This window comes from Winogradskyella marina, from assembly GCF_015645385.1.
GTDB lineage: Bacteria > Bacteroidota > Bacteroidia > Flavobacteriales > Flavobacteriaceae > Winogradskyella > Winogradskyella marina.
On sequence record NZ_JADOET010000001.1, the window covers coordinates 413,657 to 429,738 of the forward strand.

13 protein-coding genes are annotated in these 16,082 nt (G+C 35.0%); 12 read left to right on the top strand and 1 reads right to left on the bottom strand.

All coding sequences use genetic code 11. The annotated features are described in order from the left end of the window. Window positions 1-13 precede the first annotated feature (13 nt). The 12 genes from ilvC to argH all read left to right on the top strand — a co-directional run bounded on the left by ilvC (window position 14) and on the right by argH (window position 14,457). On the top strand, window positions 14-1,519 hold the full coding sequence (gene ilvC, locus ITJ86_RS01805; protein ID WP_195869889.1) for a ketol-acid reductoisomerase: 1,506 nt from the start codon (window positions 14-16) through the stop codon (window positions 1,517-1,519). A 105-nt stretch (window positions 1,520-1,624) separates the two neighbouring features. Then, the gene (ilvA, locus tag ITJ86_RS01810) at window positions 1,625-2,893 is read left to right on the top strand and encodes a threonine ammonia-lyase IlvA (RefSeq protein WP_195869890.1); all 1,269 of its coding nucleotides are present in this window, start codon (window positions 1,625-1,627) and stop codon (window positions 2,891-2,893) included. Window positions 2,894-3,141: 248 nt separating this feature from the next. Next, window positions 3,142-4,734: an NADP-dependent glyceraldehyde-3-phosphate dehydrogenase gene (locus tag ITJ86_RS01815; protein ID WP_195869891.1), complete on the top strand. Its 1,593-nt coding sequence runs from the start codon at window positions 3,142-3,144 to the stop codon at window positions 4,732-4,734. A gap of 427 nt (window positions 4,735-5,161) precedes the next feature. Next, complete coding sequence (locus ITJ86_RS01820; protein WP_195869892.1) at window positions 5,162-5,785, top strand: GNAT family N-acetyltransferase; 624 nt, start codon at window positions 5,162-5,164, stop codon at window positions 5,783-5,785. After that, complete coding sequence (locus ITJ86_RS01825) at window positions 5,782-6,963, top strand: argininosuccinate synthase (protein ID WP_195869893.1); 1,182 nt, start codon at window positions 5,782-5,784, stop codon at window positions 6,961-6,963. Before ITJ86_RS01820 ends, ITJ86_RS01825 begins: the two co-directional genes overlap by 4 nt. Window positions 6,964-7,003: 40 nt before the next feature. Beyond that, window positions 7,004-7,987, top strand: coding sequence for an N-acetyl-gamma-glutamyl-phosphate reductase (gene argC, locus ITJ86_RS01830; RefSeq protein ID WP_195869894.1), 984 nt, complete (start codon window positions 7,004-7,006; stop codon window positions 7,985-7,987). A gap of 178 nt (window positions 7,988-8,165) precedes the next feature. Further along, window positions 8,166-8,966, top strand: coding sequence for a pyrroline-5-carboxylate reductase (proC, locus tag ITJ86_RS01835; RefSeq protein WP_195869895.1), 801 nt, complete (start codon window positions 8,166-8,168; stop codon window positions 8,964-8,966). Beyond that, on the top strand, window positions 8,963-10,096 hold the full coding sequence (locus tag ITJ86_RS01840) for an aspartate aminotransferase family protein (protein ID WP_195869896.1): 1,134 nt from the start codon (window positions 8,963-8,965) through the stop codon (window positions 10,094-10,096). Before proC ends, ITJ86_RS01840 begins: the two co-directional genes overlap by 4 nt. 52 nt (window positions 10,097-10,148) lie before the next feature. Beyond that, on the top strand, window positions 10,149-11,084 hold the full coding sequence (locus ITJ86_RS01845; protein ID WP_195869897.1) for a Rossmann-fold NAD(P)-binding domain-containing protein: 936 nt from the start codon (window positions 10,149-10,151) through the stop codon (window positions 11,082-11,084). Between the two features lie 71 nt (window positions 11,085-11,155). Further along, window positions 11,156-11,932, top strand: coding sequence for an acetylglutamate kinase (gene argB, locus ITJ86_RS01850; RefSeq protein ID WP_195869898.1), 777 nt, complete (start codon window positions 11,156-11,158; stop codon window positions 11,930-11,932). After that, window positions 11,929-12,990 (top strand): M20 family metallo-hydrolase, encoded by a 1,062-nt coding sequence (locus ITJ86_RS01855; RefSeq protein WP_195869899.1) that lies wholly within the window; start codon window positions 11,929-11,931, stop codon window positions 12,988-12,990. Before argB ends, ITJ86_RS01855 begins: the two co-directional genes overlap by 4 nt. A 180-nt stretch (window positions 12,991-13,170) precedes the next feature. Beyond that, on the top strand, window positions 13,171-14,457 hold the full coding sequence (gene argH, locus ITJ86_RS01860) for an argininosuccinate lyase (protein ID WP_195869900.1): 1,287 nt from the start codon (window positions 13,171-13,173) through the stop codon (window positions 14,455-14,457). 141 nt (window positions 14,458-14,598) lie between these two features. Here the strand turns inward: argH and ITJ86_RS01865 are convergent, their stop codons facing one another. Beyond that, complete coding sequence (locus ITJ86_RS01865; RefSeq protein WP_195869901.1) at window positions 14,599-16,065, bottom strand: glutamate synthase subunit beta; 1,467 nt, start codon at window positions 16,063-16,065, stop codon at window positions 14,599-14,601. Between the last annotated feature and the right edge of the window lie 17 nt (window positions 16,066-16,082).

Genomic DNA, 16,082 nt, shown 5'->3' on the forward strand with positions numbered 1-16,082 from the left:
AAAAACAAACAAAATGTCAAATTATTTCAACACATTACCATTAAGAGAACAGTTAGAGCAATTAGGAAAATGTCGTTTTATGGACGCTTCAGAATTTGAAGATGGTGTAGACGCTTTAAAAGGAAAGAAAATCGTAATCGTTGGTTGCGGTGCGCAAGGGCTTAACCAAGGGTTAAATATGAGAGATTCCGGATTAGATATTTCCTATGCGTTAAGGCAAGTGGCTATTGACCAAAAACGTGATTCTTTTAAGAACGCAACATCTAACGACTTTAATGTTGGCACGTATGATGAGCTAATTCCGACGGCAGATGTAGTGTTAAACTTAACACCAGACAAGCAACATACAAATGTTGTAAAAGCCGTAATGCCTTTAATGAAAAAAGGAGCGACATTAAGCTATTCTCATGGGTTTAATATTGTTGAAGAAGGCACAAAAATCCGTGAAGATATAACGGTAATTATGGTAGCACCAAAATGTCCAGGAACAGAAGTAAGAGAAGAATATAAGAGAGGATTTGGAGTACCAACATTAACAGCTGTTCACCCAGAAAATGATCCAGAAGGAAAAGGTTGGGCTCAGGCTAAAGCTTATGCTGCAGCAACTGGAGGTCATCGTGCTGGCGTTTTAGAGTCATCGTTTATTGCGGAAGTAAAAAGTGATCTAATGGGAGAACAAACTATTCTTTGTGGTTTATTACAAACGGGAGCCATTTTATCTTTCGACAAAATGGTTGAAGAGGGCATTGAACCTGGTTATGCAGCGAAACTCATTCAGTTTGGTTGGGAAACTATTACAGAAGCCTTAAAACACGGAGGAATTACCAACATGATGGACCGTTTATCTAATCCTGCAAAAATCAAAGCTTTCGAATTATCTGAGGAATTAAAAGATATTATGCGTCCACTTTTTGAGAAGCATATGGACGATATTATTTCGGGTCACTTCTCAAAAACCATGATGGAAGATTGGGCAAACGACGATGTAAATCTTTTAAAATGGAGAGCTGCAACAGGAGAAACTGCTTTTGAAAAAACACCATTAACATCAGATCATATTACAGAACAAGAGTATTTTGATCACGGTGTTTTATTAGTTGCTTTTGTAAAATCTGGTGTAGAATTAGCGTTTGAAACTATGGTAAGCGCAGGAATAATTGAAGATTCTGCATATTACGAATCGCTGCACGAGTTACCATTAATCGCTAACACCATCGCTAGAAAGAAATTATTTGAAATGAACCGTGTTATTTCTGATACGGCGGAATACGGTTGTTATTTATTTGATCATGCTTGCAAACCATTATTAACTGATTTTATGAAAACTGTTAATACTGATATTATCGGAAAACCGTTTTCAAAAACAACAGGAGTTGATAATATTGAGTTAATTGCAGTTAACGATGCTATTAGAAATCACCCCATAGAAACTGTTGGTCAACGTTTACGTGCGGCTATGACAGCAATGAAAGTTATTAAAACAGAAGAAGTAAAAGAAGCCGATTCAGTATTAGCATAAAACAATTTTAACCTATCAGGTTTTAAGGTCGCAAAGTATAGCCGAAGTTAAAACCTGATAGGTCTTATAAACGAAAAGAGATTCCCACCTCCAAGGGAAATGCACATGAAAGACACCAAAACAACATACAGACCAACATTAAAAGCAATTGAAGCAGCTGCCGAAAATTTACAAGGTATAGCATCAGTAACCCCTTTAATTAAAAACGCAAGATATTCTAAGGACTATGAAGCAAACATATTTTTAAAACGAGAAGATTTACAAGAGGTTCGTTCTTATAAAATTCGTGGAGCTTACAATAAAATATCATCTTTAGATTCATCACAAATTGAAAACGGAATTGTATGTGCTAGTGCCGGAAATCACGCACAAGGTGTAGCACTTTCATGTAAATTATTAAAATTAAAAGGCACCATTTTTATGCCTTCGCCAACACCTAATCAAAAAATTGAACAGGTAAAAATGTTCGGCGAAGATTATGTAGATGTTGTTTTAGTTGGTGACACTTTTGATGACGCTTACCATGCCGCAATGCAACAATGCGAAGAGTTAAACTCAACATTTATTCACCCTTTTAATGACGAAAAAGTTATTGAAGGACAAGCAACGGTTGGTTTAGAAATTATAGACCAAGCTAAAGCACATCCAATTCATTATGTGTTTTTACCTGTTGGTGGTGGTGGACTAGCAGCAGGACTATCCTCTGTTTTTAAAATTCTATCGCCGCAAACAAAAATTATTAGCGTAGAGCCAAAAGGTGCACCAGCCATGTTAACCTCTATTCGAGAAAATAAAAATACAGAATTACAAACCATAGATAATTTTGTAGATGGTGCTGCAGTAAAGCGTGTTGGTGATTTAAGTTTTTCCATTTGTAAGGAAACACTACATCGTGTTGTCACTGTAGATGAAGGCAAAATTTGTCAAACTATTTTAAGCTTATATAATAAAGATGCCATAGTTGTTGAACCAGCAGGTGCCTTAAGTTTATGTGCGCTAGATCAGTTCTCAGAAGAAATTAAAGGCAAAAATGTGGTGTGTGTTATCAGCGGAAGCAATAACGATATCACTAGAATGGCTGAAATAACAGAGCGCGCATTACTCTATGCGCAACTTAAACACTATTTTATCATTAAGTTTCCGCAACGTGCCGGAGCATTGCGAGATTTTGTAGTTGATATATTGGGCCCAACAGATGACATTACCCATTTTGAATATACAAAAAAAGCTAACCGAGAAAACGAAGTTGCCGTTGTAGGATTACAGTTAAAGTCGCCCGATGACTTAGAGCCATTAATTGCTAAAATGAAGCGTAATAATTTTTATGGTGATTATTTAAATGACAAGCCAGACTTATTTCAGTTCTTAGTATAAGAATTATTAGTGTTAATCTAAATTTCAGGATATGGTCTCAAGGCTTTTTTAAAGTTTAAAAAGTATGCTTTTGGATAAATCACCTTAAAATAAAAATGCTTATCCATTAGTTTGAATTTCGTCTTGGTTCTAATGTCTATTGATACAACAACTATATACTTTCATATAGCTTAACACAAACTTAACCGTCCTAAAGGATACATTTTGGTATCTTTAAGATAAATAATATTGAATTAAAATTAAATTTTATGACTTCTACATCTCAGAATATTCCAGAGCAATTTCAAATTAAAGAATTAGTCGAACAAAACACCTATTTAACAGAAGGTGGATTGATTCCGTGGCGCGGAGAAACCTCTAAGGTCTATTCCACCATTTCGTCAACTGAAGACTACAAGCCTACATTACTCGGAACCATTCCGACATTAGGAAAAAAAGAAGCTTTAAGAGCTTTAGATTCTGCCGTTTCTGCCTACAATAAAGGCCAAGGATTATGGCCAACAATGAAGGTTGTGGATAGAATAGCGTGTATGGAAAAGTTTGTAGAACAAATGAAAACCAAGCGTGCCGAAGTCGTAAAATTATTAATGTGGGAAATTGGAAAAAATCTTCCCGATTCTGAAAAGGAATTCGATAGAACCGTTGAATATATTTACGATACTATTGAAGATTACAAACAAATGGATCGCGATAGCGCTAAGTTTGAAAAAAACTCTGGTGTTAACGCACACATTAGAAGAGGACCTTTAGGTGTTGTACTTTGTTTAGGCCCTTATAATTACCCATTAAATGAAACATTTGCGCTTTTAATTCCTGCATTGATGATGGGAAATACAGCTGTTTTTAAACCCGCAAAACATGGTGTTTTATTGATTTCACCGTTGTTGGAAGCATTTAGAAGTAGTTTCCCAAAAGGCGTTGTAAATATTATCTATGGTCGTGGAAGAACTGTTGCTGCACCAATTATGCAATCTGGAAAAGTTGATGTTTTAGCTTTAATAGGAAATAGCAAATCTGCAAATGCTTTACAGAATCAACATCCAAAAAGTAACAGGTTACGTCTAGTTTTAGGTTTGGAAGCAAAAAATCCTGCGATCGTGTTACCAGATGCAGATTTAGATTTGGCCATTGACGAATGTATTGCAGGTACAACTTCTTTTAATGGTCAACGTTGTACCGCTTTAAAGGTATTATATGTTCATGAAGACATAGTGGAGGAATTCAACAAACGTTTTTCTGCCAAAGTAGATGCCCTAAAATTTGCAAATCCATGGGAAGGTGGTGCAAAATTAACACCATTACCAGAACCAGATAAACCACTTTATATTCAAGAATTAATTGACGATGCTACTGAAAAAGGAGCAAAAGTGATTAATACAAAAGGAGGAGAAACTACAGATAATTATATTTTCCCAGCCGTTTTATATCCTGTATCAAAAGATATGCGAGTGTTTCAAGAAGAACAATTTGGACCTGTAATTCCTGTTGTTCCTTTTTCAGATATTGAAGAACCATTAGATGATATGGCCGAATCTAATTATGGACAACAAGTAAGTTTATTTGGTAAAGATGTAAAAACCTTAGCACCTTTAATTGACACCTTAGTGAATTTGGTTTGTAGAGTAAATTTAAACAGTTCTTGTCAACGTGGACCAGATGTTTATCCGTTTACAGGGCGAAAAGATTCAGCTGTTGCAACGCTTAGTGTTCATGACGCCTTACGTTCGTTTTCAATTAGAACGTTTGTGGCTTCAAAAGACAATGATTACAACAATGCTATTTTAAAAGACTTAATGGATTCTAGAGCTTCAAATTTTGTAAGCACAGATTATATTCTTTAAAAAAGCAGAGTATAAAGCCGTTCAAATTGAAATATTTACAGTTTTAAACAGAAGAATTATGAATTTCATAAATCTTTCAAAAAAGAAGGTATAACAAGTTAATTTCTAAATAAAAATTATAAATTTACACTATGTTAATTCAAAGAAATAAAATTGAAAGACCCACACGCTTGTTATTAAACAGGCGACGTCGCTAATGGACCTACTTAAAACCATTTAGTTAATCAATTTTAATTTTTTCACATTGAACAATTTATCCAATTTTTTTCTAGTTTCATTTTTAGTAATTTCATTTACTAACAGACATATGTTACGCCGTGTTTCTAATCGTCGCCCTTAAGGGTGCGATCTATTTTAGGAACTTTGGTGTGTCCAGTTCTTCTTTCCAAACATTGAAAAAATTTTATAATTAAATAAATCAATCACAATGAAAATTGTCATTGCAGATAAATCACATAGTATATACGCAGAACTCATTTGCGAAACCATAGCTGAAGCCGCAAAAGTTAGAGGAACTGGTATTGCAAAACGGCAGCCAGAATACATCATTTCTAAAATGGAAAACGGTAATGCTGTGATTGCATTAGAAGACGATAAATTTGCTGGCTTCTGCTATATTGAAGCTTGGAGTCATGGGAAGTTTGTCGCCAATTCCGGATTAATTGTACATCCAGATTTCAGAAATCTAGGGCTTGCCAAAAGAATTAAAAAAGTAATTTTTGAACATTCTAGAACTAAGTTTCCAGATTCTAAAGTTTTTAGTATCACTACAGGTTTAGCCGTAATGAAAATGAATAGCGAATTAGGCTATAAACCCGTAACATTTTCAGAACTAACAGATGATCAGTCTTTCTGGAAAGGTTGCCAAACATGCAAAAATTTTGATGTTTTAACCAGAACAGAACAGAAAATGTGTTTATGCACAGGCATGCTTTACGATCCGGCTAAAGCCAAGCCAACAAAATCTAAAAAGCATGACTATGATAATAAAACATGGACAAGATTGAAACTTATTAAACAGAACATGTTTCTTAAAAAAGATAAAAAATGAGTAAAAAATTAGTGATAGCTTATAGCGGAGGTTTAGACACGTCGTACTGTGCCGTAAGTTTAAGTAAAGCAGGATATGACATCCATGCTGTCAGTGTGAACACAGGAGGTTTTACAACTGAAGAAATTAAAACCATTGAAAGTAATGCCTACAAAATGGGCGTTTCCACATATAAAAATATTGATGCTATTGCGTCGTATTACGATAAAGTGATAAAGTATTTAATCTTTGGAAATGTGCTTAAAAACAATACATATCCTTTATCCGTAAGTGCAGAACGTATCATTCAAGCTATTGAAATCATTGAATATGCAAAAAGTATCGACGCAAAATATATTGCACATGGAAGCACAGGAGCAGGAAATGACCAAGTGCGTTTCGATATGATTTTTCAAACTTTAGCACCAGAAATTGAAATCATTACACCGATTAGAGACGGCAAATTAACAAGACAACAAGAAATTGATTACCTCGTTGAAAACGGTATTGACATGTCTTGGAACAAAGCTAAATATTCGATTAACAAAGGACTTTGGGGAACAAGTGTTGGTGGAGAAGAAACCTTAACTTCAGAAAAACCATTACCAGATTCGGCTTACCCTTCGCAATTAAAACATTCTGATCCTGAAAAAGTAGTTCTCACATTTTCGCAAGGTGAGTTAGTGGCTATAAACGGTATAAAAAATAATCCAGAAGTTAATATTGAAGTCTTAAATAATTTAGCTTCAACTTATGCCATTGGCAGAGATATTCATGTTGGTGACACCATTGTTGGCATCAAAGGACGTGTTGGTTTTGAAGCTGCAGCAGCTTTAATAATCATCAAAGCACATCATCTTTTAGAAAAACATACCTTAACCAAATGGCAGTTACAGCATAAAGATTATTTATCTAGTTTCTATGGCATGCATTTGCATGAAGGGCAATATTTAGATCCTGTAATGCGAGATATGGAAGCCTTTTTACAAAGTAGTCAAGACAAGGTTTCAGGTGATGTTTTTGTGACCTTAAAACCGTATCATTTTTCTCTAGATGGTATTTCATCGAAGCACGATTTAATGAGTGCTAAATTCGGAAGTTACGGAGAAGAAAATAAAGGCTGGACAGCTGATGAAGCTAAAGGATTCATCAAAATTTTTGGTAATCAGAATAAGATCTATCAACAAGTAAATAGTTAGGTTTGAATTAAAAAGATTCCCATTGTCGTGGGAAATAGATATGAAAAAATTAAAAGTAGGAATCATTGGAGGTGCAGGCTACACAGCAGGCGAATTAATACGATTATTGATTCATCACTCTAAAGTTGAAATCGATTTTATATTCAGCACATCAAACGCTGGAAACAAAGTCAGCAAGGTTCATCAAGATTTATTAGGCTCAACAGACTTAAAGTTTTCAAGTGAAATTAACTCAGAAGTAGATGTACTTTTCTTGTGCTTAGGCCATGGAAATTCAAAAGCTTTTTTAGAAAACAACACCTTTTCAGACCAAACCAAAATTATTGATCTGAGTAATGATTTCAGGTTAACAGATGATTCTAATTTTGAAGGTAAATCATTCATTTACGGCTTACCAGAATTAAATAAATCTGAAATCAAAACAGCGAACTACATCGCTAATCCTGGTTGTTTTGCAACTACAATTCAACTCGCATTATTACCACTAGCAAAAGCAAATTTATTAAACGACGATATTCATATCAATGCGGTTACTGGAGCAACTGGAGCTGGTACCTCTTTATCTGCAACCACACATTTTACGTGGCGAGATAATAACTTTTCACATTATAAAGCGTTTACACATCAGCATTTAGGAGAAATCAACCAAACGGTTAATCAGTTGCAAGAAAAATTTAATTCTGAAATCAATTTTATGCCAAATCGAGGCAATTTTTCAAGAGGAATTTTTGCAACACTTTACACCAAGTTTGAAGCCACGCTTGAAGACGCTAAAATAGTGTATTCCAATTTTTATAAAGATGCAGCTTTTACTTTTATTTCAGATGAAGACATTCACTTAAAACAAGTCGTAAACACTAATAAGTGCATCTTACATTTACATAAACACCAGAACAAATTATTAATAACAAGTATAACCGACAATTTACTAAAAGGCGCATCAGGTCAAGCGATTCAAAACATGAATTTAATGTTTGGATTTGATGAAACTGAAGGATTGCAATTAAAGGCTAATTATTTTTAAATAGCTGTCATTCCTGCACAGGCAGAAATCCACTCGAGCAGGTCTGAAACAAATCACAATACCTACAAGGTTATTAGAAACCTCGCAGGATAATCAATTGTTACCTTGAGCGCAGTCGAAAGGTCTTAATAACAAGAAAGTTTAATTAATAAGATAACCGCTTTCGCGGTCACTAAAGATGAAAATAGCAATCATAGGAACAGGAAACTTAGGGAAGTCCATAGCCAAAGGACTCATCACTAACAATGCCATAACCACGCTCTATTTAACCAAACGAAACCTGAATGATATTCAAGATTTAGAAGGTTATAAAAACGTCGTTTTAACAACAGACAATATTGAAGCCGTTAAGCAATCCGATATTTTAATATTTGCTATTCAGCCGACACATTTTGAACAAATCTTAAATAATATTAAGCCGTATTTAACGGAAAAGCATGTTTTAATTTCAACTATAACAGGATTTTCAATTTCAAGAATTGAATCTATTGTTGGCATTGAGCAATTCATTATAAGAGCCATGCCAAACACAGCGATTGCTGTTGGTAAATCCATGACTTGTATGTGTAGTAATGAAAAAGGAACAAAACGTATTAAAATTGCTGAAGCGATTTTTAATAGATTAGGCCATACGCTAGCCATTCCGGAATCGCAAATGCAAGCCGCAACAGTAGTTTGTGCCAGTGGAGTCGCCTTTTGGATGCGTCTGATTAGAGCTACCACACAAGCTGCTATTCAATTAGGATTTGATGCTAAAGAAGCCCAAGAATTAGCCATGTATACAAGTGAGGGCGCAGCGAGTTTATTGATTACCAACGGCAATCATCCTGAAGAAGAAATTGATCGTGTGACCACACCAAAAGGTTGCACCATTGAAGGCTTAAACGAAATGGAACACAAAGGGTTAAGTTCATCTTTAATTCAAGGAATGGTAGCATCGTTTAATAAAATTAGTAACATTAAGAAAGAGCAGATATGAGTTTATTCAATGTTTACCCACTTTTCGACATTACACCTGTAAGCGCAAAAGATCTATACGTTTACGATGAAAATAATGTTGAATATTTAGATTTATATGGTGGACATGCTGTGATTTCCATAGGCCATTCGCACCCAAAATATGTATCAGCAATTTCTAATCAAGTTGAAAAACTTGGTTTTTACAGTAATGCGATTCAAAATCCGTTACAAGTAAAATTAGCTGATAAATTGGAAGCATTGTCTGGCTGTAAAGATTATCAGTTGTTTTTATGTAATTCTGGCGCAGAAGCCAATGAAAACGCTTTAAAATTAGCGTCATTTCATAATGGGAAAAAGAAAGTATTAGCTTTTAAAAACTCGTTTCATGGCAGAACTTCGGCTACAGTTGCCGCTACTGACAATCCAAAAATTGTTGCACCAATAAACGCACAACAAGAAGTAGATTTCTTAGAATTAGGCGATTTAGATGCTGTTGAAACCGTATTGAAACAGAACGAAACCTGTGCTGTTATTGTCGAATTTATACAAGGTGTTGGTGGTTTAGATCAAAGCACCACAGAATTCTACCAAGGATTAGATAAACTTTGCAAACAATATAACACGTCATTAATTGCAGACGAAGTACAATCTGGATTTGGAAGAACTGGTGACTTTTTTGCCTACCAAAAACATAATATAACGCCAGATATTATTTCCATGGCAAAAGGTATGGGCAATGGGTTTCCGGTTGGAGGGATTTTAATTCATCCTTCAATTAAAGCCTCTTACGGTTTGTTAGGTACGACGTTTGGTGGTAATCATTTGGCTTGTGCAGCGACACTATCAGTTTTAGACGTTTTGGAAGAGGAAAAATTAATGAAAAATGCTAAAAATATCTCAGATTATTTTCAAGAGAAAGCGAAGTCCTTACCCAATTTAAAATCTATTAAAGGACGAGGTTTAATGCTAGGATTAGAGTTTAAATTTCCAATTTCAGAATTACGAAAAAAATTAATTTTCGACCATCATATATTTACAGGAAGTGCAAAGAATCCTAATTTGCTCAGGATTCTTCCGCCTTTAACGATTCAGAAAAAACATATTGATTTGTTTTTTGATGCAACCTGCAAGGTTTTAAAAACCTTGTAAGTTTAGAGCTAAGTTTAATTAAAACAGATTCCCACTTTCGTGGGAAGTGAACATGAAAAATTACACCAAAATAAAAGATATTTCCAACCTTTCAGAAACCATAAAGAATGCCATTTTATTAAAAATGAATCCTTTTGAATTTCAAGATTTAGGAAAACATAAAACCTTAGTCATGCTGTTTTTCAATTCGAGTTTAAGAACACGATTGAGTACTGAAAAAGCGGCAAAAAACCTAGGCATGGATGTCATGATTTTAAATGTCAATGATGCATGGAATTTAGAATTTGAAGATGGCACCATAATGAACATGGACAAATCGGAACACATTAAAGATGCCGCGCAAGTAATTTCTCAATATGCCGATGTGATTGCGGTTAGAGCATTTCCAACATTGCAAGATAAAGCCAAAGACGAATCGGAATATGTGCTCAATAACTTTAAAAAATACGCCACAGTTCCAATTGTTAATATGGAATCTGCCACAGCTCATCCTTTACAAGCCTTAGCCGATGCCATTACTGTAACTGAACTCACGGAAAAGGCAAAACCAAAAGTCGTGTTGTCTTGGGCACCACACCCTAAAGCCTTACCACAAGCGGTTCCAAATTCGTTTGTAGAAATGATGCAGGATTTAGAGGTAGATTTAACCATTACACATCCTGAAGGTTATGAATTAAGTGAAGAAATCACGAAAAATACAGTTGTCAATCACAATCAAGAAGAAGCCTTAAAAGATGCTGATTTTGTTTATGTAAAAAATTGGAGCAGTTACAGGGATTATGGAAAAGTATTGAGTCAAGATGAGAATTGGATGATGACAAAAGCCAAATTAGGCCATGCAAAATTTATGCATTGTTTACCAGTAAGACGAAATGTGATTGTTGAAGATGCCGTTTTGGATAGTGAGCAATCTGTGGTTATTCATCAAGCTAATAATAGAACTTATGCTGCGCAAGTGGTATTGAAAGAGATTTTGGAAACATTATAATTTCAGACCTGTCAGGTTTTAAAAACCTGACAGGTCTATAACAAAAAGATACCCGCTTTCGCGGGCACTAGATGAAAACACTAAAAGTCATAAAAATAGGTGGCAACATCATAGATAATGAAGCGGCACTATCGTCATTCATCAAAGATTTCTCTACCATAGAAGGTCCAAAAGTCTTGGTTCATGGCGGAGGAAAATTAGCCACCAAATTAGCCAACCAAATGAACGTTCCTGTAAAAATGACGGAAGGCAGACGTATCACTGATGCAGCAACGCTAGACATTATCACTATGGTCTATGCTGGAAAAATCAACAAAAATATAGTTGCACAACTTGAAGCTCGTCAATGCAATGCCATTGGATTTTCTGGTGCTGATGGCAATACCATTATTTCAGAAAAACGACCAATAAAAACTATCGATTACGGATTTGTTGGTGATGTGAAAAAAGTCAATACAGCAACATTAGAAGTTTTACTTAATAATAATATTACACCAGTTTTCTGTGCTATAACTCACGATGAAAACGGACAATTACTAAACACCAACGCAGATACGATTGCTTCAGAATTAGCGATTGGGTTAACTTCAATTTTCAAGACAGAATTATATTATTGTTTCGAAAAAAATGGTGTTCTTGAAAATGTTGAAAACGATGATTCTGTAATAGAAAACATCAACACAGAAAGTTATAAAACACTAAAAGAAAACAATATCATATTCGAAGGTATGTTACCTAAATTAGACAACTGCTTTCACGCTATAAATAAAAACGTTCAAAAAGTTTGCATTGGAAAATCAAAGATGCTTTTTGATGCCAATAACAAACACACAACCATTACAAAATGATTGAAAAACTAACCACAGAAGCTATTGCTTTATTAAAGCAATTAATAGAAACACAGTCTTTTTCTTCAGAAGAAGACAACACAGCTTTGCTTATTGAAAATTGGTTTACAACACACAATGTACCATTTAAAAGGAATAATCATAACATTTGGTCAACAAACAAACATTTTGATGAGAGCAAACCAACCTTGTTATTAAACTCACATCACGACACTGTAAAACCTAATAATGGTTATACCAAAGACCCATTTAAAGCCATTGTTGAAGACGGTAAATTATACGGTTTAGGAAGCAATGATGCTGGTGGTTGTTTAGTCTCTCTAATTGCGACGTTCACTTATTTTTACGATAAAGAAGACCTGAATTACAATTTGGTCATCGTCGCATCTGCAGAAGAAGAAAGCAGTGGACCAAATGGACTGAATAGTATGTTGGCCATCATTCCAAAAATCGATGTTGCCATTGTTGGTGAACCTACGCTAATGAACTTAGCCATTGCTGAAAAAGGATTGGTTGTTTTTGATGCCAAAGTTAAAGGAACGGCAAGCCATGCAGCACATCCAAATACTGACAATTCAATATACAACTGTATCGAAGTTTTAAAATGGTTTCAAGATTATAAGTTTGAAAAAACGTCACCAGTTTTAGGCGATGTAAAAATGACGGTTACTCAAATTAATGCAGGAAAACAACATAATGCTGTACCATCGGAAGTGGATTTAGTGGTCGATGTTCGTGTGAATGACAACTATTCGAATCAAGAAATTGCTGATATTTTAGCTAAAGAATCACCATGTACGAGTATTATTCCAAGAAGTTTACGCCTAAATTCATCGTCAATTTCTAGTGACCACGACTTGGTAAAAGCCGGAATCGCACTAGGACGAGAAACGTACGGTTCGCCAACGCTTTCTGACCAAGCAACATTAACTTGCCAATCCTTAAAACTTGGACCTGGCGATAGTACGCGTTCGCATACAGCTGATGAATTTATTTATTTGGCTGAAATTGAGGAAGGCGTCGATTTATATATTAAATTGTTAGAGAAGGTATTGTAAGAAAAAAAACATAAGAATCAAGAGACAAGATCCAAGACGACTACTTTAACGCAAAAGTAAGCAGTCTTGATTTTGATGACCTAGCAGGTTTTAAAAACCTTGCAGGTCTCAATTCAGACTAAAAAAAAAGAAGTTTAATTAAAAATAGAAAGCAGAGATTCCTGCTTTCGCAGGAACGAGATGAAACTCTGGGACAAAGGCTATTCAATAGATAAAAAAATAGAATTATTTACCGTTGGTAACGATCGGGAAATTGACATGCATATTGCAAAATATGATGTTGAAGCATCGCGAGCGCATGCCATAATGTTAGAATCCATCGGAATTATAAGTTCGGAAGAATTAGAACAACTGAAATCAGGCTTAAAAACCTTAGCAGATTCTATTGACGATGGAACATTCGTCATTGAAGAATCATTTGAAGATGTTCATTCTAAAATTGAACACGAACTCACAAAAACCTTAGGCGATGTTGGAAAGAAAATCCACACAGCGCGTTCTAGGAATGACCAAGTTTTAGTGGCTCTTCAATTATATTATAAAGAAAATCTTCAAATCATTAATGACAAAACTAAAACGTTTTTTGATACACTTTTAGAATTATCAGAAACCTATAAAACCAAGCTTTTACCAGGTTATACACATTTGCAAGTCGCCATGCCATCGTCTTTTGGCTTATGGTTTTCTGCTTATGCAGAGTTATTAATTGATGATGTTTATGTTTTAAATGCGGTTTCTAAAATTACAGATCAAAATGTTTTAGGTTCGGCTGCTGGTTACGGAAGTTCATTTCCTATTGATAGAAGTATTACGACTGAAGAATTAGGGTTTTCGACTTTAAAATACAATGTCGTTGCTGCGCAATTAAGTAGAGGAAAAAGTGAACGCGCTATCGCCAATGCTTTAGGTGGATTATGCAACACCATGGCACGATTCGCTATGGATATCTGTTTGTATATGAGTCAGAATTTTGGATTTATTTCGTTTCCAGATGAATTGACCACAGGAAGTAGCATTATGCCACACAAAAAGAATCCTGATGTGTTTGAATTGATTCGAGGAAAGTGCAATAAAATTCAAGCTTTACATTCTGAAATGTTATTAATCACCAATAATTTACCAAGTGGTTATCATAGGGATTTTCAACTGTTGAAAGAGAATATCATCAATGCCTTTGAAGATATAAAAGACATTTTAGACATCTTTAATTATTCTATTCAGCAAATCATCGTTAAAGATATTGACCTCAACGACGAGAAATACCAATACTTATTTACGGTCGATAGTATTAATAATTTGGTCGTCGATGGTATGAGTTTTAGAGAAGCTTATCAGAAAATTGGAAGTCAAGTTCAAAGCGGAACATACCAACCCGATTTAGGAAAAGAACATTCTCATATTGGTAGTATTCATAATTTATGTTTGGATAAAATCAGAGAGAAGTTTCCTAAGAAATCCAAATTTTGAGTTTTTAAAATCCTACAAGGTTTGACACATATTCACCTTGCTGTATAACAATAAAAAAAGCATCTGTTACCAGATGCTTTTATATTCTACCCTAACAAATAGATATACCCTTAGAAATTTATAGTAGCAGAAAAAGTCATGCTATGAAATGCTAACTAAATCACCATCTTGATTTTTAGTTGCCAAATCTGATTTACCCATTAAATAAATATCTACTTGGCGAGCCGCTTCACGCCCTTCAGATATTGCCCAAACAATTAATGATTGTCCTCTACGCATATCTCCAGCTGTAAAGATATTTGGGATATTAGTTTGGTAATCTCCATAGGCTGCTTTATAATTTGAACGGACATCTCTTTCTAATCCTAATTGATCTGCGATAGTACTTTCAGGTCCTGTAAACCCAAGTGCTAATAACGCTAAATCACAAGGCCATGTTTTTTCTGTACCCGCAATTTCTTTTAATTTTGGACGTTCACCTGGCACCATTTCCCATTCTACATTTACCGTCTTTACAGCCGTAAGCTTTCCTTTAGCATTTGTGACAAATTCCTTGGTATTAATTAACCAATTACGCTCCACACCTTCTTTATGAGACGTAGAAGTTTTTAACTGTAACGGCCAATATGGCCATGGCGTTGCTGGCGAACGATGTCCTGGTGGTTTTGGCATAATTTCAAAATTCACTACAGACTTTGCTCCTTGACGATTTGAGGTACCAACACAATCAGAACCTGTATCACCACCACCAATAACTATTACATTTTTATCTTTTGCTACAACTTGGTCTTTTATTTTCTGACCAAAAACAACTTTGGTTTGTTGCGTTAAAAAATCCATTGCTTGCACTACTCCATCTGCATCGACACCTGGTGTAGGTAAGCTTCTTCTTTCCGTTGCACCTCCACAAAGTACCACAGCATCAAAGGCCTTAAGATCTTCAACTTTATAATTAACTCCAACATTAACATTGGTTTTAAACACAATACCTTCGGCTTCCAAAATGGCCAAACGACGATCTATAATACCTTTTTCCATTTTAAAATTCGGAATGCCATAGCGTAACAATCCACCAATAGCATCATCACGCTCAAAAACTGTTACGGTGTGACCTGCTCTATTTAATTGTTGCGCTGTAGCTAAACCAGCTGGACCAGAACCAACAACAGCAATGGTTTTTCCTGTTCTAGTTTTTGGTGGTTGTGGCTTTATCCAACCTTCCTTAAAAGCACGTTCTACAATATTTTTCTCAATATTTTCTATAGAAACTGGATCTTCAATAATACCTAAAACACAAGATTGCTCGCAAGGTGCAGGACATAAACGACCTGTAAATTCAGGAAAATTATTTGTTGAATGTAAAATCCATGATGCCTTTCTCCACTCTCCTTGATGTACCATGTGGTTAAAATCTGGAATTAAATTCCCTAATGGACAACCACTATGACAAAATGGAATACCACAATCCATACATCTCGATCCCTGTTCTTGCATGTCCTTTTCCTTTAAAGGTTTGGTAAATTCATTATAATGCTTTACCCTTTCCTTTACTGGCTTGTATGCTTCATCTTTTCTTTCGAACTCTTTAAAACCTGTTACTTTTCCCATATATTCCTGTGAAAGCA

Bases quoted from the DNA above. Each gene is read 5' to 3' on its own strand.
- proC (WP_195869895.1), top strand. From the start codon at position 8,166: ATGAAAATAGCAATCATAGGAACAGGAAACTTAGGGAAGTCCATAGCC.
- argC (WP_195869894.1), top strand. From the start codon at position 7,004: ATGAAAAAATTAAAAGTAGGAATCATTGGAGGTGCAGGCTACACAGCA.
- ITJ86_RS01815 (WP_195869891.1), top strand. From the start codon at position 3,142: ATGACTTCTACATCTCAGAATATTCCAGAGCAATTTCAAATTAAAGAA.
- ITJ86_RS01865 (WP_195869901.1), bottom strand. From the start codon at position 16,065: ATGGGAAAAGTAACAGGTTTTAAAGAGTTCGAAAGAAAAGATGAAGCA.
- ITJ86_RS01820 (WP_195869892.1), top strand. From the start codon at position 5,162: ATGAAAATTGTCATTGCAGATAAATCACATAGTATATACGCAGAACTC.
- ITJ86_RS01845 (WP_195869897.1), top strand. From the start codon at position 10,149: ATGAAAAATTACACCAAAATAAAAGATATTTCCAACCTTTCAGAAACC.
- ITJ86_RS01825 (WP_195869893.1), top strand. From the start codon at position 5,782: ATGAGTAAAAAATTAGTGATAGCTTATAGCGGAGGTTTAGACACGTCG.
- ilvC (WP_195869889.1), top strand. From the start codon at position 14: ATGTCAAATTATTTCAACACATTACCATTAAGAGAACAGTTAGAGCAA.
- argB (WP_195869898.1), top strand. From the start codon at position 11,156: ATGAAAACACTAAAAGTCATAAAAATAGGTGGCAACATCATAGATAAT.
- ilvA (WP_195869890.1), top strand. From the start codon at position 1,625: ATGAAAGACACCAAAACAACATACAGACCAACATTAAAAGCAATTGAA.
- argH (WP_195869900.1), top strand. From the start codon at position 13,171: ATGAAACTCTGGGACAAAGGCTATTCAATAGATAAAAAAATAGAATTA.
- ITJ86_RS01840 (WP_195869896.1), top strand. From the start codon at position 8,963: ATGAGTTTATTCAATGTTTACCCACTTTTCGACATTACACCTGTAAGC.
- ITJ86_RS01855 (WP_195869899.1), top strand. From the start codon at position 11,929: ATGATTGAAAAACTAACCACAGAAGCTATTGCTTTATTAAAGCAATTA.